Annotated in this window: 18 protein-coding genes; 7 read left to right on the top strand and 11 right to left on the bottom strand. The window is 64.2% G+C overall.

Going from position 1 to position 18,392, the window contains the following annotated elements; all coding sequences use genetic code 11:
* Positions 1–7 precede the first annotated feature (7 nt).
* Positions 8–766: an SDR family NAD(P)-dependent oxidoreductase gene (locus MKK62_RS09630; protein ID WP_240261290.1), complete on the top strand. Its 759-nt coding sequence runs from the start codon at positions 8–10 to the stop codon at positions 764–766.
* Between the two features lie 23 nt (positions 767–789).
* Here MKK62_RS09630 and MKK62_RS09625 read toward each other — a convergent pair whose 3' ends face one another.
* Genes MKK62_RS09625 through MKK62_RS09610 form a run of 4 tightly spaced genes read right to left on the bottom strand, consistent with a single transcriptional unit; the run spans position 790 to position 5,628 of the window.
* The gene (locus tag MKK62_RS09625) at positions 790–1,980 is read right to left on the bottom strand and encodes a cytochrome P450 (protein ID WP_240261291.1); all 1,191 of its coding nucleotides are present in this window, start codon (positions 1,978–1,980) and stop codon (positions 790–792) included.
* A gap of 17 nt (positions 1,981–1,997) precedes the next feature.
* Positions 1,998–3,575: a bifunctional 3-(3-hydroxy-phenyl)propionate/3-hydroxycinnamic acid hydroxylase MhpA gene (gene mhpA / locus MKK62_RS09620; protein WP_240261292.1), complete on the bottom strand. Its 1,578-nt coding sequence runs from the start codon at positions 3,573–3,575 to the stop codon at positions 1,998–2,000.
* Positions 3,572–4,510, bottom strand: coding sequence for a fumarylacetoacetate hydrolase family protein (locus MKK62_RS09615; RefSeq protein ID WP_240261293.1), 939 nt, complete (start codon positions 4,508–4,510; stop codon positions 3,572–3,574). The genes mhpA and MKK62_RS09615 overlap by 4 nt, the downstream gene beginning before the upstream one ends.
* Complete coding sequence (locus MKK62_RS09610) at positions 4,507–5,628, bottom strand: VOC family protein (protein WP_240264226.1); 1,122 nt, start codon at positions 5,626–5,628, stop codon at positions 4,507–4,509. The genes MKK62_RS09615 and MKK62_RS09610 overlap by 4 nt, the downstream gene beginning before the upstream one ends.
* A 131-nt stretch (positions 5,629–5,759) precedes the next feature.
* On the opposite strand from MKK62_RS09610, the gene MKK62_RS09605 reads away from it, so the two are divergent.
* Together MKK62_RS09605 and MKK62_RS09600 are read left to right on the top strand one after the other, a co-directional pair.
* Positions 5,760–6,479, top strand: coding sequence for a TetR/AcrR family transcriptional regulator (locus MKK62_RS09605; RefSeq protein ID WP_240261294.1), 720 nt, complete (start codon positions 5,760–5,762; stop codon positions 6,477–6,479).
* A 49-nt stretch (positions 6,480–6,528) separates the two neighbouring features.
* Complete coding sequence (locus tag MKK62_RS09600) at positions 6,529–7,299, top strand: 1-acyl-sn-glycerol-3-phosphate acyltransferase (RefSeq protein WP_240261295.1); 771 nt, start codon at positions 6,529–6,531, stop codon at positions 7,297–7,299.
* Between the two features lie 60 nt (positions 7,300–7,359).
* On the opposite strand, the gene MKK62_RS09595 is transcribed toward MKK62_RS09600, so the two are convergent.
* The 3 genes from MKK62_RS09595 to MKK62_RS09585 form a co-directional block, all read right to left on the bottom strand.
* Entirely contained in the window at positions 7,360–7,737 is a 378-nt protein-coding gene (locus MKK62_RS09595) for a hypothetical protein (protein WP_240261296.1), read from the bottom strand.
* A gap of 80 nt (positions 7,738–7,817) precedes the next feature.
* Positions 7,818–8,393, bottom strand: coding sequence for a DUF308 domain-containing protein (locus tag MKK62_RS09590; RefSeq protein WP_240261297.1), 576 nt, complete (start codon positions 8,391–8,393; stop codon positions 7,818–7,820).
* Positions 8,394–8,504: 111 nt separating this feature from the next.
* Positions 8,505–9,122 (bottom strand): TetR/AcrR family transcriptional regulator, encoded by a 618-nt coding sequence (locus MKK62_RS09585; protein ID WP_240261298.1) that lies wholly within the window; start codon positions 9,120–9,122, stop codon positions 8,505–8,507.
* Between the two features lie 389 nt (positions 9,123–9,511).
* Here MKK62_RS09585 and MKK62_RS09580 point away from each other — a divergent pair, with 389 nt between their 5' ends.
* Together MKK62_RS09580 and MKK62_RS09575 are read left to right on the top strand one after the other, a co-directional pair.
* Positions 9,512–10,861, top strand: coding sequence for a SulP family inorganic anion transporter (locus tag MKK62_RS09580; RefSeq protein ID WP_240261299.1), 1,350 nt, complete (start codon positions 9,512–9,514; stop codon positions 10,859–10,861).
* A gap of 4 nt (positions 10,862–10,865) precedes the next feature.
* Complete coding sequence (locus MKK62_RS09575) at positions 10,866–11,639, top strand: pyridoxamine 5'-phosphate oxidase family protein (RefSeq protein WP_240261300.1); 774 nt, start codon at positions 10,866–10,868, stop codon at positions 11,637–11,639.
* A 30-nt stretch (positions 11,640–11,669) separates the two neighbouring features.
* Here the strand turns inward: MKK62_RS09575 and MKK62_RS09570 are convergent, their stop codons facing one another.
* On the bottom strand, positions 11,670–12,947 hold the full coding sequence (locus tag MKK62_RS09570) for a PPE family protein, SVP subgroup (protein WP_240261301.1): 1,278 nt from the start codon (positions 12,945–12,947) through the stop codon (positions 11,670–11,672).
* A gap of 454 nt (positions 12,948–13,401) precedes the next feature.
* Between MKK62_RS09570 and MKK62_RS09565 the strand changes: the two genes are divergently transcribed.
* Complete coding sequence (locus tag MKK62_RS09565) at positions 13,402–14,790, top strand: FAD-dependent oxidoreductase (RefSeq protein WP_240261302.1); 1,389 nt, start codon at positions 13,402–13,404, stop codon at positions 14,788–14,790.
* A gap of 83 nt (positions 14,791–14,873) precedes the next feature.
* Here the strand turns inward: MKK62_RS09565 and MKK62_RS09560 are convergent, their stop codons facing one another.
* Both MKK62_RS09560 and MKK62_RS09555 read right to left on the bottom strand, forming a co-directional pair.
* Positions 14,874–15,749, bottom strand: a complete 876-nt coding sequence (locus MKK62_RS09560) for an alpha/beta fold hydrolase (protein ID WP_240261303.1) — start codon at positions 15,747–15,749, stop codon at positions 14,874–14,876.
* 247 nt (positions 15,750–15,996) lie between these two features.
* Complete coding sequence (locus MKK62_RS09555; protein WP_240261304.1) at positions 15,997–16,956, bottom strand: LysR family transcriptional regulator; 960 nt, start codon at positions 16,954–16,956, stop codon at positions 15,997–15,999.
* Positions 16,957–17,066: 110 nt separating this feature from the next.
* Here MKK62_RS09555 and MKK62_RS09550 point away from each other — a divergent pair, with 110 nt between their 5' ends.
* Entirely contained in the window at positions 17,067–17,582 is a 516-nt protein-coding gene (locus MKK62_RS09550) for a TetR/AcrR family transcriptional regulator (protein ID WP_240261305.1), read from the top strand.
* Between the two features lie 41 nt (positions 17,583–17,623).
* Here the strand turns inward: MKK62_RS09550 and MKK62_RS09545 are convergent, their stop codons facing one another.
* Positions 17,624–18,229 (bottom strand): carbonic anhydrase, encoded by a 606-nt coding sequence (locus tag MKK62_RS09545; RefSeq protein ID WP_240261306.1) that lies wholly within the window; start codon positions 18,227–18,229, stop codon positions 17,624–17,626.
* Between the last annotated feature and the right edge of the window lie 163 nt (positions 18,230–18,392).

The raw sequence follows: 18,392 nt of genomic DNA, 5'->3' as shown, positions 1-18,392 counted from the left end.
GAGCTCCATGAGCCGTCGCCTCGAAGGCCGCACCGCACTGATCACCGGATCGGGCCGCAACATCGGGCGCGCGATCGCTGCACTGTTCGCCCACGAGGGCGCCAACATCATCGTCAACGGACATCAGGACAAAAATGCCGTCGACGACACCGTGCGCGAAATCGAAAATCTGGGCGGCGCAGCGATCGGCATCATGGCCGATGTGGCTGACCCCGACGCGGTTGCCGCCATGATTACCGAGGGCACAGCGCGTTTCGGCTCGATCGATATCGCCGTCAACAACGTCGCGCGACGCAAACGTCAACCACTGGAAGAGATTTCCATCGCCGACTGGCAGGAAACCATCAATTACAACCTCAACTCGGCGTTCTATGTCATCCATTACGTACTCCCGAGAATGCGGCAGCACGGCTGGGGTCGCATCATCAACATCGCCGGTTACGATGCCTGGACCGGGCACATCTCTCAACGCGCACACAACGTGACTGCCAAGGCCGGCATGCACGGGCTGACCAAAGCCGTCGCGCGGGAAGCCGGAGTCTGGGGCATTACCTGCAACACCGTTGCGCCCGGGGCCATCAACACCGTTCGTGACAAGTCGCAATACACGCACGTGGACACCGGCGCGATCGCCGAGCGCCTGGCCATCAAGAAGATCGGCGATCCCGAAGACATCGCGGAGGCATGTCTGTTCATCGCTGGCGAGTCGGGCAAGTTCGTGACCGGTCAGGTCATTCACGTCAACGGCGGCGAATTCATGCTCTGAGCCCGACGCTGGGGCTACCGAGTTCAGGCCGCGATCAGCCGCACCGGCAGGTGTTCGTGACGATGGATGATGTTGTTGACCGCCCAGGTCGGCTCCGCGGTCACCTCGATGCGCTCGACGGCCTCGGTGAGGGCCTTGAGCATCGCCGTGGTCTCGAGCCGCGCGAGGGCTTGCCCGGCGCAGGCGTGCGCGCCGTTGCCGAACCCGACGTGGCGTCCGGCGTCGTTGCGGATGTCGAAGACGTCGGGAGCATCCCACTCACGCTCGTCACGGTTGGCTGAGGCGTAAAGCACCAGCACACGGGCGCCAGCACTGATGGGAACACCGTCGATCTCACTGTCGTGCAACGCCTTTCGGGTGAAGGCCCGCAGCGGGGACTCGTAACGCACAACTTCGTTGACGGCGTTGGGAATCAGCGAGGGATCGCTTTTGAGCAGTTCCCACTGGTCGGGGTATTGGGCGAACAGGTAGATGGCATTGGAGATAGCGCTGATGGTGGTGTCCAGTGACGGTGCGATGTAGTCAATCATCAGCGGCGGCACTTCGTCGACGGCAAGGTTGCCCTCGTCGACCGCAGTCAGGAGTTCATGGGCCATGCTGCCGGGTAGCACGTTGCGGTCGCGTACGACCCGGCGCGCGAAGCGCAGCATCTGCAGGCTGCGCGGTACGGCTTTGAGAGCTTGCAGGTTCGCCGGCCCGAGGATGTCGAAAGTTGCTGCGCCCCAGCCGAGTAAGCGCGTCCGTTGATCGCGGGGCCACCCCACCAGGTCGGGCACGACGGCCAGCGGCAGCGCGGTGGCGAGATCGGCGACCGCGTCCACCTGTTCGCGGCGCACGGCGTCCTCGACGATGGTGCGGGCTTGGGTGTCGACGTCGTCGCCGAGCGCGCGCAGAGCACGAGGCATCATGCGGTGTGCGAGAAGTTTTCTGCGCCGGTCGTGGTCGGCGCCGTCGCTGTTGAGGGTGGTGCCGCGTGACAGTCGGTTGGCCAGCGGGTTGGCGGCGACGCCGTGTCCGGACAGGAACTGGCCGTCGTCGCGCAGGGTGGCCTTGCATGCGGCGTAGCGCGGCAGGGCGTAGAGGCGGTGGCGGGCCAGCCAGACGACGGGCCCGAGATCACGCAAGGCGCGGTAGTGCGGGAGGGGGTCGAGAATCGCGGCGCGGGTGTAGATGTCGGGCCGGTACACCGGTACATCTGCGGGGCGACGAAACACGTGGACTCTTCCTATTCCTAGCCGGCCGAGCCGGTATGTAGCGAGGTGTCCGACGCCTGGTCGACCAGGAACAGCGGGACGGCTCGGCATAAGGTGGTGAGGTTGCGGCCGGCGATCATGACGGTGCGGTCGGGTCGGATCACCGCGGCCTTCACGTGGTGGCGGTTCAGCCAGTACGCCAAGTCCGATCCTGCGGAGGCGTGGACCGCGCGGGCACCGCGCGTCGCCAAGATGTCCTGCTGCGGCGAGGTCAGCTCGACGGTGGTGATCACTCCGAAGCCGGTTCCCAACGCGTCGTCGAGGCGACAGCCGTTGCCCAGTAATGCGTTTGGGCAGAGTCGCCCAGTGATACGGCGGGTGGCCAGAGTGCGCTGGACCAGCGCCGAGGACCGTAGCGGCGGGGTTTGCGAATCTGTGACCTTCGCCCGTAGTCCCGGCACCAGGTGCACGCGGGGCAGCACGACGGCCCGCGCGGCCGCGCCGAGCCGGCCACCAAACGTCATGGCGCGTCCGACGTTGAGCGCCAACGCGATCATCGCCCGAGCATGGGGCCGTCGCTCGGCCTCGTAGCTGTCGAGCACCTTGGGCGCGAGACCTCGGCGTTGGACGGCGGCGATCTTCCAGGCCAAGTTCGTCGCGTCGCGCAGTCCGGCGCCCATGCCCTGACCGATGAACGGCGGGGTGAGATGGGCCGCGTCGCCGAGCAGGAAAATGTTCCCGCGCCGCCAGCGGTCGGCGATCTGAGCGCGGAAGGTGTACTCGGCGGCCCGCATCACGCGCAGGTCGGCGTCGGCAACGTGTCGCGTCCACGGGGCGATCAGTGGCCGCAGGGCGGCCAGGGTGGCGTAGTCGTCGACCGATTCGTGATCGAGCAGCGCGAACTCCCAGCGGTATCTTGTGGGCCCGATACGCATGTAGGTCCCCGCCCGCTGCCCGTCGCAGACCTGATGCACGCCGTCCCACTGCTGCAGGTCGGCCGTGGTGGCAATGTCGACGACCAGCCAGCGCTGGTCGAATTTGAGGTTGCGCATCGACGCGCCGATGGCGCCGCGCACCGTGCTATTGGCGCCGTCGCACCCCAGCACGTAGTCGGCGCTGATCACCGAGTCGATGTGGGTCATGCGGTCTCGGATCCGCAGGTGCACCGCGCCTGCGGGTGCACTTGCGGCAACCCCGAGCACTTCGACGTCACCGCGGAACCGGGCGTGCGGATAGCCGGCGAGGTTGCGGCGGAGCAACTCCTCGAGTTCGGGTTGGTCGAACATGCTTGCTGCCGGAAAGCCGTTCTGGGTCACCGGGGTGTCGCGCCGGAATTCGGCCAGCACCTTCAGGTTTCGGTCCACCAAGCGCAGACCGGCGGCTGGACGGGAGATCGCGGCGAAGTCTTCGGCGATGCCGAGCCGGGCCAGGATGCGGTAGACCTCGTCATCGAGATGCACGGCCCGCGGTTGCGGATAGACCTGCGGCCAACGGTCCAGCACCAGGGTGTCCACACCGTACTGCGCGAGCAAAGTCGCCGCGGTGATGCCGGTCGGACCGCCGCCCACAATCGCCACCGAAACGTGCTCGGCGGGAGCGCCATGGGGGGCGCTCATGCGTGGCGCACCGCCAACCTCTGGGCACCGAGGTCGATGGCGCCGTCATCGGTGGCAATGGACGCCTCGACGACGTCACCGTGCTGCAAATACTTCGGGTTCTTCGCCTGACGTGAGAAGAAAGCTTTCCACTTGACGGCCGGCGGTAGCAGGTTGCCGATGATCTCGATCGGCTTGGGCGGAGCGGTCAGCGCGGTGCCGGCCGGGGTGCCGGTGAGGATCAGATCGCCGACCGCGAGGTCTTGAAATCGTGTCAGCGATTGCAGAGCTTGTAACGGCCGGTAGAGCATGTCGCCCTCGACGATCGAATTCTGGCGTTCCTGACCGCTGACACTCAGCCGCAGGCGCAGGTCGCCGAATCGGGCCAACTCGGACGGCTCGACGAGTAGCAGCGCGGGCCCCACCGGGGTGAACGTCGGGTACGACTTCGCCTCGTAGAACTGCGTTTGCGGCAGTTGGATGTCGCGGGCGGACACGTCATTGGTGATGGTCAAACCGGCGATGTACTCGGCCAGGTTCGCGTCGGTGATAGTGGTGCCCACCGGGATGTCGCGCCCGACCACCAAGCCGATTTCGACCTCGTAGTCCAGCAGCTGAACATGCGGCGGGCGGACGATCTCGCCGAAGGGTCCGGTGATGGAGGCCGACGACTTCCGAAAAAAGGTCAACGGCACCGTCTTTGGGTCCATGCCGGCATCGACGACGTGGGACTCGAAGTTGGTCATCTGGGCGACGACGCGGCAAGGGGTGGTCACCGGTGACAACAGTTGCAGTTCGTCGACGGCGACGGTGCCGCCGGTGGCGGCAGCCGCGTCGATGGCAGCTCTGTCTGCGAGGAGTTCGGCCGTGGTCGCGGCGTTGGTATCGATGTGGGCAGCGCCGGTGGCGTGTTGCACCCACCAGCCCTCTGCGGTGCGAAGGACGGAAATGGTCACGAGACAGCTACTTTCAGTAATCCGATAAGACGGTTGAGGTCGAATTCGTTGTCCGCGCGGAGGGCGGAGAGCATCGCGGTTACCTGATGGCGGGCCGCGCGGGGGTCGGCGTCGAGGAAGTCTTTGGTCGCCGGTGGCCCCCACTGCGCCAGGCCTGATGCGGTGAAGGGGGCCCAGCCGGGTTCGAGGGTGTTGTCGAACATGTCGCCGTCGGTGAAGTGTTCGACGAGGAAGCCGTCCGGGTCGCGCCAGTAATCGAACAGTTGGCTGCCCTGGATGTGGCGACCGATACCCCAGGACCGGTAGTAGCCGCGTTCACGCAGGTATTCGCCGCCGGCGGCCAGTGCGTCGAGATCGCTCACTTCGTAGGCGGAGTGGATGTAGCGGTTGGCAGGACCGAGCGCCAGGGCCAGAGTGTGGTGGTCGGCCGGGATGGTGCCGCGGTCGCAACGGATGAAACTCATCGCCGGCCCGCGGGCGCGCTGGCCGGGGAAGAACAGGAAGTCGCTGACGATCATCCCGAAGGTGTCCAGATACCAGTTGAGTGTGCGCAGGTAGGTGGTGGACTGCAGCACGACGTGACCGAGGCGTTGCACGCGGGCGGGCACGCGGGCCGGCCGCACGGTGGCGTTGATCCGCGCGTCATCGGGCCCGGTGTTGACGACCTGCGAGGCCTGAGCGGGTTGGGCCGGCAGCTCGTGGAGACCGGCGACGACTTTGACCGGCATGCCACTGGGATCGGTCAGACGCACCGCGACTCCCCCGATCGATTCGGGAAGTGGCTGCAGTGAGGCGCCGGTTTTGTCCGCCAGCCTCACCAGATCGACCTCGTCGTCCGCGCGCAGGGCGAGCCCGGCGAAGCGGGTGCGGTGCCCGCGACGCAGCACGACGCACGGCGAACCGGCGTTGGTGCCGCGCAAATGCAGCTGTTGGGGATCACGCAGGGCGATGCCGAACCCGAAGGCCCGGGCGAAGGCCTCCGCGCGGACCAGGTCGGGCTTGTCGAACTCCAGCCAGGCGATGTCGGCGACGCGGATGATCGGATCCCGCGACCGGCCGGCATGTTCGCCGCGCAAAGCGCCCCGATCGCTGTGCAGACCCGCGTGTCGATCGCTCATCGGCGTCACTGCCTGTGCCACGCCCTGCCTCCTCCATTTCGATCTGACGAAATCGTCACATACGTATGAAAGCTCAGTCAAGTGTTCTGACGATATCCTCAGAATTGAGTGGGACTGATAACCTGTTGCGCATGGACGTGCCCGAGCGAGATGTCGAGGAGTTGTCGAATACGCCGGTCAACCGCCTGGAGCGACGCAAGCTGCGCACCCGCAACGCTCTGGTGCGGGCCGCCAAAAGTTTTATCGCGCAAGGTAAAACCAGCGTTCCGATCCTGGAGATCACCCAGGCCGCCGATGTGGGTATGGGGTCCTTCTACAACCACTTCTCCAGCAAAGAGGAATTGTTCGCCGCAGCCGTGACTGAAGCCCTCGATGACCTCGGCGCCCTGCTCGACGGCTTCACCGGATCGATCTCGGACCCAGCCGAGGCCTTCGCCGCCAACTATCGCTTGAGCGGGCGGCTGTTTCGCTACCGGCCGCAGGAGGCCGCGCTACTGCTTGCGCACGGGGACTCGCTCATCCTGTCTGACCGCGGATTGTCTCCGCGGGCGCGACGCGATATCGCCGCTGCGATCGACGAGGGGCGGTTCACGATCGGCGATCCCGAATTGGGCTTGGCCATCGCCGGAGGCATGTTCATCGGCTTGACTACCCTGCTGCGTGAGCGTCCGGAGCGCGAGACCGACGCCACCGTCGATGCCGTGACCGAACGCCTCCTGCGCACGCTAGGCATGACGCCAAAGCAGGCCAGCACGCTGTGCCGCAAGCCGCTGCCCGACATCTCGTCACTGCGCGAATCACCCGTCGACTGGCCCACCCCCATGGCATCCGACGCCATCGAGCCCAACTGAGGAGTCTGCATGCGATCGCCTCGCACATTGACGTGCAACGGTTTTCGGCGTGACTGAAGAGCCGGCGATTCCGCAGCCTGGCTGGCTCTCGGCGGCGATACAGACCTACCTGCGGGTCTATCACCGACACGAAGTCCGCATCGACGCTCCAGTTCCCGACAGGCCCGTACTCTTTGTCTGCAACCACGGCTTCGGCGGAGTCATCGATCTTAACGTCGCGGCATTCGTGGCAGCACGTGCGGCCGCCGGCGTCACCCGGCCCACCACCGCGATGGTGCATCAGATCGCCTGGACACTCGGTGTCGGATCGCTCGTCGAACGAGTTGGCGGGACGCCTGGCAGCCGACAGGCCGCCGACGCAGCCTTCGAAGCTGGTCACAACGTTCTCGTCTTTCCGGGTGGCGATGTCGATGCCGGGAAGTCGTGGCGCGAGCGCAACAAGATCAAGTTCCACGGCTCGGGATTCGCCCGTTTAGCCCAGGCCCACGGTGTGCCGATCGTGCCGGTGGTGACCGCCGGGGCAGGTGAGTCGTTGGTAGTCCTCAGCGATGGTCAGGCCGCTGCCCGTGCGCTTCGGCTTCCGAAGTTGTTGCGCGTCAAAGCTCTTCCGGTCAGCGTGTCGATTCCCTGGGGCCTGAACTTCGGCGTGGTCGGTCTGGTGCCGTATCTACCGCTGCCCACCAAACTCGTCACCGCGGTGATGCCGGACATGATCGGCGATGCGGATGAGTCTCCCGAGGACTTCGCTGAGCGCGTCCGGGAAGCCATGCAGGCTCGGCTCGACGCCTTGACTGCGCGGCGCACACCGCTGCTCGGGTGACCAGTCACTGTTCGTGCTCGGCGTCGCGTGCTGCGCAGCAACGAGGTGCCGCGGCGGGCGTCAATGCCTGATCGGGCCCGCCTGCATCTCCATAAGCCAGCACGCGAGTCCGAGCGCCAACTGGAGCAGGTAGCCGACCACCGGAATGAACCACGCAGTTCGGTTGCGGACGATCCGGAGAAGGGTCAGCGCCGCGGTGCTTACCAGCAGGACCCCACCACCCACACTGTCCACCCAGATCGCTCGATTCAGCCAGGCCGGATCTCCGCACGCCTGGTAGGCGCACGCGTCGGTGCCCATTACCAGTAGGCCAAGGACCATCAACGTGCCGCACAACAACACCGGCTGCCCGAGCATCAGCAGACACGCAACGACCGCGTCGACGACCTGCAGACGAGGCGTGGAGTTGCTATGCAGTTTCGGGCCGAGGTCGGTCATGGTGCCATCCTCACCGATAAGTGGGTCCGTCGCTGACGTTACGGTCCGCTGAGCGACGCAGCTGGCACCGTCGCGTCCCGTCAACGCCGTGCGCGCCGCACCTCACCGACGGCTATCGCCGACGCGGCAATCAGGAAGTAGAACGCGCCGAACGCAGCGTAGGGGGCGATGACCGTAATGTGCGGTGCCTCTGGGGCGTTGGCCTTGAGCAAGAAACTGATACCAGCTCCTGCCGATTGAATTCCGCTGATGATCATGGGCCACTGGCCGCTTGCGCTCTTCCAGCGGCGTGCAGCGGTGGCGAGTTGCAGGAGGCCTGACAAGGCTGCCCACACCCCGAAGACGCGCAGGACGTCATTCATGCTGTGCGTCAACGCGACAGCCACCGCGATGGTGGTAATCGTGCTCACTGCGGCGTTGAACGCTTGCGTCCCATTGCTCAAGATTCCGCCGTTGCGTTGCGCGTCAACGACATTGGCTATCGCGTCCCACGCGGGGTACACGAGCAGCAAGGCAACGACGATCGCCGAGTGGGCGGCGAAGATAAATGCCAGGCACACCCACACGATGGAGAAGGCAGCCCTCGTGAGGTAATAGCGTTTCAGCCACCCGGTGTGTGCGCCGACAGCCTGCGCACCGTCGATTGTCTTCGTCATGTCTGCTCCTATTGATGAGTGCGAACAGCGCCGACCCGCGTGTTCGCTGCTGAAGCCCGCCAGCGGCGAGCCCACGAAGCGATTCCTCTTCGCTTCGACGTGTGGGGGCGACTACCTAGTAGTAGGTTGGCTCCGGGTGGCGGTCGAAGATGGCGCGCGCAACCTTTCAAGCGCAGGTTGGGTGATGTCAGTGAAGGCCTGGGCGTCGCCGTAGGCCCGTGCGGACAACATCGCACCATGAACGGTTGCCATCAGCATTTCGGCCTCCGCACGGGCGTCGCCGGCGACGACGAAGCTCCCCTGACGAACTCCTCGCTCGATAACTGACGCCATCCATCCAGCAAGAGCACGGAAGTACCCTCGTAACTCCAAGGCGATCTGCTCCGGCAGGACCGGCATCTGCGTTGCTAGCAATGCGCATAAACAGTAGGAAGTTTCGGGTTTGTCGATGCACGCCTGCCAGTACCCCACGTAGTCCTGGAGCTGGTCCACCGGGTCCGACCGGTGCCGCTCGATCGCTGCGATTCCGGCCTCCGCCTCTGCTCGGTATTGCCTAACGAGAGACAACACGAGGTCGACCTTCGTCGGAAAGTGATGGTGAATGCTGGCCTTGCGGATGCCAACCACTGCGGCGATGTCGGCGTAGCTGAAGCCCTGATATCCACCGGCCACGATCAACGAACGCGCGCACTGCAGGATCGCCTGTGCTGTCGACGGGGCCGGAGTCATGACGATTAGCCTACCTTCTAGTAGGTAGTGTGTCTACACTAGCGCTCGTAGAGTTACGCGGGGTCTTCATGTCTGACACCTCGGGCCCTGATCGGTACGCGTTCGCGAGATGACGGCTCGGGAGATGTCGTTGATCCCCAACTCCTGGGGTCGCTCGATGTGATTCGGTTTGGCGCGTTCAACGCCCAACCCTCACGCAGGGTTGCCGCGCCCGTCCATTTAGTGTCGTATTCGATTAGTGCAGTCCGGAAAAGCGATCAATAGCAGCGACTTTCGCCGACTGGGGGTCACAATGCGCCGGTATAGTGAAGGTCTCGAAGTGGCGGTCGCCCAGACAGTTCGCCCCAATGCGGAAGCCCAGAATTGCACTACAACAACGGTATTCGGCCATGAATCCCTCACACCGGGAGGGACCCGCTGATCAACAGTCTGTGCTCGCCGCGTTGCGCTTACCGCGCCGGCTGGGACGGGAGCTGCTCGCTGGATTGGTTGTGGCGCTGGCTTTGATCCCCGAAGCGATTGCGTTTTCGATCATTGCCGGTGTCGATCCGCGAGTGGGGCTTTTCGCCGCGTTCACCATGGCGGTCACGATCGCGGTCCTGGGGGGCCGGCCGGCGATGATTTCCGCGGCTACCGGTGCGACCGCCTTAGTCATCGCTCCGGTTTCGCACCATCACGGGGTCGAGTACCTCACCGCCACCGTCGTTGTTGCCGGTATCTTTCAACTCATTCTTGGAGCCGTGGGCGCTGCGCGACTGGTAGAGAAGATCCCGTCGCCCGTCGTAGTGGGTTTCGTCAACGCGTTGGCCGTCCTGATTTTCCTGTCGCAACTGCCTCAGCTACGCGGTGTGCCGTCGACGGTGTATCCGATGGTTGCGGTCGGCGTCGCAGTGATTGTCGGGACCTCGAAGGTGACTACGGCCGTTCCCTCCCCTCTAGTCGCCATCATCGCGCTGACCGCGGCCACGGTGTGGGGGCAGCTCGCTGTGCCGACCGTCGGCGACCAAGGCCAGCTCCCGGTGGGCCTGCCGCACTTATCATTTCCCGGCGTCCCGCTCACCGGTCACGCGTTTGTGACGATCGCTCCCTATGCGCTGGCGATGGCCTCGGTCGGACTACTCGAATCACTGATGACGGCGAAAATCGTCGACGACCTTACCGCCTCCACCTCCAACAAGACGCGAGAGGCACTCGGGCAGGGCTTCGCCAACGTTGTCACCGGTTTGTTCGGCGGCATGGGCGGATGCGCCATGCTCGGTCAGACCATGATCAACGTCAAGATCGGCGGTGCACGCACCCGCATATCGACTTTCGCCGCGGGTGGCTTCTTACTGCTGTTGGTATTGGAGCTGGGGACGCTGGTCGCGCGGATACCCATGGCTGCGCTAGTAGCGGTGATGATCATGGTTGCCGTCTCCACGATGGACTGGCACAGTGTGGCGCCGGCAACGCTGCGGCGTGCCCCGAAGGCCGAGACCTTTGTCATGCTGTGCACGGTGGTCGCAACCATCGGGACCGACAACCTTGCCGTCGGGGTCGCAGCGGGGCTATCGGCGGCCTGGGCATGCGCTGTGGCTACCGGCTCTAGGTGGCGAACAATTTTGCACCGGGTCGGCAACACTGTGTCGACCAACGGTGAGAGCGGGAAGGCGACACACGATGGCGGCATCCGGATTTCACGAAGGCGAAATTGCGACTCAGCGCCGAGCGGGGGTCCAGGCCACGGCGAGTCGCCTTGAAGGCATGCTCGAGCCGCCTTACTTGTCGGGCGGAGCTGCCACATTCCTTGCCCAACAACGCTTTGCGGCACTGACCGCCCGGGATAGCGCAGGGCAACTGTGGGTGTCACCGCTGTCCGGGCCGCCCGGATTCCTGCAGGCATCCGGAGAGCACCTGCGCATCGCGACCGCGCCGCGCATCGGTGATCCGCTGCATGCACTGCGCCCGATGCAACCCGTCGGGATGATCGCCATCAACTTCAACGCCCGTCGACGCTTGCGGGTCAATGGAACACTCGTAGCGGCCGGCGGTGACGAACTTGTCGTGCATGCAGACCAGGCGTACGGCAACTGCCCCCAATACATCCACCGGCATGCCGTCGACGATCAACGACTCCGCGCGACGCCGACGCACACGCCTACGTTTGATTCGTCACTGAGCCGGGACGCGCAGGCCCTGATCAGCACTTCAGACACGTTCTTTCTCGGCACGATTCACCCGACCCGCGGTGCCGACGCCTCACATCGGGGTGGTCCCCCGGGATTCGTGCGGATCGAGTCACCGACGACGTTGTGGTGGCCGGACTATCCGGGTAACAACATGTTCAACAGTTTCGGCAATCTGGCCGTCGACAACGCCGCGGCGCTGCTCTTTATCGATTTCACGTCGGGCATGTCTTTGCACCTGTCGGGATCCGCTCAGGTGATCTGGACCGATCCCGGCGCCGAGGGTGATGATGGAGGGGTGGGCAGGCTGGTGACATTCGCCCTCGATGCCGCCGTCGAAGTGAATCCCTAAGCGCGACCGCTGATCCGCCGCACGTTGCTCTTACTCACCGAGGATCCGCCGCTTCTGACGGTCGAACTCGTCGGTAGTGAGAATCCCTGCATCGCGCAGCTGAGCCAAGCCGACGAGCTCGGCTACCAGACCGCGGGATGCGGATTGGCACGTCTGGGTGCCTGTTGCTCCGGCTAACGATGTCCGCCTCGACGGCGGCGCCGCGTAGCCGCGTCTGGCGCCGGCAGGGCCTGCCCACGTCACGCCGGCCGGCATTCCGTTTGTGCCCGTCACCACCGTGCCCGAGTTAGTGTCGGCAATCGGGGGGATCAGCGACGTCGCTGCCACAGTCCGTAGGTTCAGTGCGCTCGTCGCCCAGTTCGGTGGCACCGAGAGTCCGCCGATCGAGTTGGCCTGTGCGACCGTAGCGCTCAGCGACGCCGGTGTCCTCACGGCAACCGGCGCCAGTCGGTCGACGCGGTCGAGGATTTCGTTCTCGGTCGCTGAAATGCTGGTTCCCACATCGAGAATCGCGCGGTTGGCGTCGGATGCAGAGTTCGAGGCCATGTAGGAATTGGCTAAGCCCACCGTCGACATCGTGGTGTTCGCGGGGCCTAGGTATCCCAGTGGTTGCGTGAAGCCCAGAGTTTGCAGGATGGTGCTGATTCCCGATAGCGGCGAGCTCGCATCCGCGACGGTGCCGGCTGGTGTGGTCAGGTTCTGGAGTACGGCCGGTAGCGCAGAGGTAAATCGCGAGAGCGCGTCGCTTTCCCCGTTTCTCGCCGCATCGTTGCCGGGAGAGGAGAAAGGGGTGAGCGCTGCGGCATCGGCCGATTCGGCGGCGTACTGGTACATCGCCACCGCATCCTGGACCCACATGTGGGCGTACTGCGCCTCCGCCTGAGCGATGGCCGCACTGTTCTGGCCGAAGAGGTTGCCGGCGATCAGGGCGACGAGCAGTTGGCGGTTCGCCGCGACAACTGGGGGCGGCACCGTCTGCCAGAACGCGGTCGCGTAGGCATCTGCCGCTTGCTGTGCGCGCGCCGCGGTCTGGTCGGCGAGCTCGGCCGCTGCATAGAACCACGCGCTATGACGAGTCAGGGTGCCGGCCATCGCCGAAGAGGTTGCGCCCCGCCATGCCGTGGTCACTAGCGCCGATACTTCCCGTGAGATGGAACTCGCCGCCAGACGTAGCTCGTCGCTAAGGTTGCTCCACGCGTGGGCAGCGGACTGCAGCGGCCCCTGGCCAGGGCCGAGATACATTCGTGCAGAGTTGATCTCGGGGGGCAACGCCGCGAAGTCGACGAGCATCACCGTTGCGCTGACCATGCCACAGCAATCCAGATCACAACCTCGGTCGCACCGGGTGACCACCGGGCGCCGGCACAGCCATCCGTCACAGCTCCACCTCCCCAGGACGCGGATTCCAGAGTGGGTGAATGAGCCCGCGAGAACAAGCGGCAGTTCGCGATGGCAGTGATTGTCACGAGCGATCAATGGACGTCAGCTGCGACACTCCCCCGAGCATCCCCGCGGCGCAACAGGTCGTTCGCATGCAAACCGCCTGTGTCAGAACAGATCTCGACGTAGCCCGTATTCACTTATTGGAGCGTGCGATCACAGCCATAGTCCTTTGCATCTTTTTCTGCGGCCTTCCCGTCGTGCATGTTGCTAAGCATCAACAGTTCTCGCCACTTTCGCGGTGGTGATGCTGAATTTGGACCGGCAACGGATCGCCGCGACGCACAGATCGGAAAGCTAGACATGACGACAGTCGGATCCCATGACCACTGATGCTGTGCGCGACGAGCTGGAGGTAGACCTGGCCGTCATTGGCTTCGGCAAAGGCGGCAAGACGTTGGCCGGAGTGCTGGGCACACAGGGTTGGCGGGTGGTGATGATCGAGCAATCGCCGCAGATGTATGGCGGAACGTGCATCAACACCGGGTGTGTTCCGACGAAATCGCTAGTATTTCAATCCGAGCACCTTAACCGGGAAACCGCGCACCACAGAGCGTTTCGGGCAGCGGAGGCCGCGACCACCCGACTGACGGACTCCTTGCGATCTATCAATTTCGCCGCTTTAGACGAACTCGACACGGTGACGGTGCTGACCGGACGGGGATATTTCACCGACCCTCATACCGTGCGCGTCGAGACGCTTAGCGGCCCGCATGTCACGGTCAACGCGCGATGGGTGGTGATCGACACCGGCTCGCAGCCGGTCTACCCACCGATTCCCGGATTGAGGGATACAGCCGCGGTATATGACAGCGCCGAGATGCTCGGTCTCGACGAGCTGCCCGACCGTCTGACCGTTCTCGGCGGCGGCTATATCGGGCTCGAATTCGCGGCGATGTTTGCGGCCTACGGTTGCGCGGTGACCGTGGTCGAACGCGGCAGCGAGGTGCTCGCCCACGAAGACGACGACGTCGCTAAAACCGCTCGCGAAATCCTGGCCAGCTGCGGAGTCGCTATCAAAACCGCCGCGGATGTCACCGCCGTCGACCACTCGGTGCACGGTGTGACGGTGCGCTACCTCACCAGCGGCGCAACCCGCAGCGTCGATGCCGATGCCGTGCTGGTCGCGCTGGGTCGCCGCCCGGCCACTGAGAACCTGGGACTCGACGTCGCAGGTGTTGCCGTCGACAGTGCCGGCGCCGTAGTCGTTGACGATGTCCTTCGGACAACCCAGCACCACATCTTCGCTGTCGGTGACGTCAATGGCGGACCGCAGTTCACCTACATTTCCCTCGACGACTACCGCATCGTGCTCTCGCAGTTAGCCGGTGACGGAAAGCGAAGCACCGCTGGGCGTCTCGCGGTGCCCTACACGCTCTTTATGACCCCTCCCCTGGCGCGCGTGGGACTGACCGAAAAGGCTGCGAGGCAAATGCACGCGATCAAAGCCGCGGCGATGCGGGTTGCCGACATGGCGACCATGCCGCGCGCGCGCATCGTCGATCAGACATCGGGAATGATGAAGGTCGTGGTTGATGCCGACACCGATGAAATCCTCGGGGCGGCGTTGCTGTCATACGACGCGCACGAAGTGATCAACACCGTCGCCCTCGCTATGCGGCACGGCATTACCGCTGGCGAACTGCGCGACGCGATCTACACCCATCCCTCGATGACCGAGGGCTTCAATCAACTTCTCAGTTCACTATGAGATGGGTACTGGGCGCGGAAGGTAGGTGCGGCCCGGCCCGGCTGAACGAGCGCCGAACCGGGCCGTACCCCCGCAAGGCGGCGTTACAGCTTGGCTAAGAAATCGCGGATGTAGCCGCTGATCTCTTCGCCGTGAGATTCCAGCGCGAAATGGCCGGCGTCGAGCAGGTGGAACTCACCATTGGGCAGGTCACGCTTGTACGCCTCGGCGCCTGGGGCGCTGAAGATTTCGTCGTTCTTGCCCCACGTGACCAGCAGTGGCGGCTGGTGAGTGCGAAAGTACTCCTGGAACTTCGGGTAACCATCGAGGTTGAACTGATAGTCCCAAAACAGTTGCAACTGAATAGCAGCGTTGGCTTCGCCATCCAGGTTGGTGGCTTGGTCGAGTTGCCAGGCTTCGGGGGCGAGCCGATCGAGGCGGTCCGCGGGTACTCCGTTGGTGTACTGCCATTTGGTGGCTTCGGGGGTGAAGTACTCCCGCACCGGTATCTCGTTCTCCGGCGTGCGATCCTTGGCGTAGGTGAACAGCCGGTCCCAGAACGGCCTGGCGAACCCTTCCATGTACGCGTTGCCGCTTTGCGTGATGATCGCCGTGATGCGCTCCGGGCGCGCACTTGCGATCCGCAACCCGATGGGAGCGCCGTAGTCCTGGATGTAGATGGCGAAACGCTGCAGGCCCAGATGCGTGATCAGCTTTTCGGTGATCTCGGTCAGTCGATCGAAACTATAGGTGAATTCGTCGACCGTAGGCTTGGCGGAGTTGCCGAACCCGATGTGATCCGGCGCAACCAGGTGGTAGCTGTCGGCCAGCGACGAGATCAGGTTCCGGAACATGTGTGAGCTGGACGGAAACCCGTGTAGCAGAAGCAATGTCGGGTTCGACGGATCACCGGCCTCCCGGTAGAACACATCAAGGCCGTCGATTGAGACTGTATGAAACCGTGTGCCGAATGAACTCATGATTACCTTTCAACCGTGATGGGTGACGATCTACAGACTGCGGTCACCTCAGCCATGAAAAAAGGGGAAATACGTTATCGCAGTCATTGCCCCACCCGATCAATCCCGAAGTGCCTAAGCGGATTCCGTCACGTCGCCCGCGGAAGCTCCCACCACCGATCACCGGGCCGGCGACCCTGCTCCAGATGACCTCGACCACGTTACGTACACCGCTATACTCCCCAAATCTGCTGTCGGAATACGTTATTCATCGCCGGTCGCGATCACCAGCTGCCGTGGGATCGCGATGACGGAGGTGGTCCGGTTGAGTGACCCAGCCGGACGGCACGTCGACTGACAGTGCGAGGTGGACGAAGCGCCCGACGGCGGGTGTAGCGGCGCGGGCGGGGTTCCACTGCAGCGTGTAGGGCAATACCAGCGCAGGGGTTACCGGCCTGGCTACGCTATTCGGATCGGGAGCCACCATCGAGGGGGTGGTCAAGATCCAGTCCACCTCCGGCTGCTCTGTCCACCGGCGAGCGAAGAGGTCTGTGTCGGCAAGCTCCACAGTGAGCGGAAGAACCCCTGCCGCCTCCAGCGCCTGTAGATGTGCTCGTGCCCACGCCGGGAACAACGCCGAACTGTGCATCCCGCGCGTCTCACCGGCGAGGTCGGCCAGCGCGATCGAGCTGCGCCCGGCGAGACGATGACTTGCTCGCACGCTCACCAGCAGGCTCTCCCCACAAAAGACTTTGCCGATAACCCCAGGGGGATCGGGCAGCCGGGCACATGAAATCGCGACGTCGACCCGACCGTCGGCCACTGATTGCTCCAGGTCTGGCAGCCACATACGCCGGATGACCAGGTTCACATCAGGTGCGTGGCGTTCTAGCGCGGCGGCCAGGTGCGGCGCTAACACCGGTGCTACCGGAGGTGTGATACCGACCCTAACCGTGCCGGCATGCCCTTCGCTGACGCGATGCACAGCGGCGCAGGCGGATCCGACTTCATCGAGGATGTTCTTGGCGCGGCCCAACAACTCGGTTCCCGCCCCGGTGAGCGACACTCTGCGTGTCGTGCGGACCAACAGCGGTGCACCAAGCTCGCGTTCCAAACGTTGGACCAGCGCGCTTACCGCAGGCTGGCCCATATGCAGTTTCTGAGCGGCGCGGCCGAAATGAAGCTCGCTGGCCACCGCCACGAATGCCTCTAGCTGACGTAGCTCCACGCGCCGCCCAACCCATCCATCACGGTCCCTATCTATCGATAGATAGATGCTTCAAAAGTACGAGGCGGGGTATCGTTTGTCAAAACCGACCTATCGATAGAGAGCCAGGCATGGGAGACACCGCTGAGCGGTTGATGGACCTGGCGGAGAGTCGCATACGAGAGGCTGGCTACAACAGTTACAGTTTTCGAGACCTTGCCGCCGAGCTCGGAATCAAGAGTTCCAGCGTCCATTGGCATTTTCCGACGAAGTCGGCGCTCACCGCCGCCGTGATGAGGCGGTACACGGATCGGGTACTAGCTGCAGTGGACGATGCGACCGCGCGCGGAGTCGGCGCCGTGGCCGCCTACCACGACGTGTTCCGGACGACCTTGCGCGCCGACGGGTTCATCTGTCTGGGCGGGGCGCTGGGAGCTGAGACAGGAGCCCTGCCGCCCGAGGTCGCCGACGCTGCCCACGATTTCTTCGAGCGCATCACCGCCGATCTGGCTCGCCGAATTGGAGGACGCGCCGCGAAGGCGCGCGCCCACAGCGTGATTGCGACACTGGAGGGAGCGATGATCCTGGCCCGCGCCCTTGGCGACACGGCCGCCTTCGACCGCGCTACGGCTAGCCTGTTGACGTGAGGAGTCCGGTCGCGAAATTCTCATTCGCGACGGAGATCAGCTCACGTGGACGGCCGGATGGCCACATCGAGGAATGCGTCGCGGTCGATGTCGTAGACGTAGCCCGTGATGTCCACACTGCGTGGTATTGCGGGCGAGGACCGAAGCAGCTCGACGTCATGGTGCAGCGACGCTTCCAAATGTGTGATAGCCAAATCGTCACGGTCGTAGACCGTGGCGATGTCGACTGCCTGCTCCTCCTGGTAAGCGTGCAGGAGGCCCGAGGGGGTGAAGCTGCTGGTTCCGCAATTGGTGTGATGCACCACCGCGACGTGACGCAGGCCGAAAAGGTGGTGCCCGATGGTGATTGAACGCAACGCATCGACGGCACGACCGCCGGCAACGACCACCGGCATGATCGTCGCCGTTCCGCCGACCTTCTTACCGTCGTCGTCATACACGACCTGACCCGGGTACACCTCGCCGGGCAGCAACGTCGACAGTGCGTAAGGAATCTTCGCCGCTCGCGGGTCGTAGCAGAAGATTGCAATAGTGCTCAACGGCACCGCAGCGTGGAACGCCGCTCGCACCGCCCGTTCGTCGTACCCGGGTGACTGCGAATACACGTAACGGTCTAGCCCTGTTGGTTCCTGTGCCGTATTTCCCATCGGCCTGCCTCTCTCTTTGCGGTCGACACCCACGACGCATGTGATGCAGCGGCGCGCTCGACTCGACATAGACTGCGCGCCGCATGATTGCCCATCAAGGCTTGTCCCGTGATCACACTGATCGGTTCGCACGATCGATGGCCTCTCGCTGCGTTGTGTGTCG

The organism is Mycobacterium paraterrae, from assembly GCF_022430545.2.
GTDB lineage: Bacteria > Actinomycetota > Actinomycetes > Mycobacteriales > Mycobacteriaceae > Mycobacterium > Mycobacterium paraterrae.
This window is presented reverse-complemented; position numbering and strand designations above follow the sequence as displayed.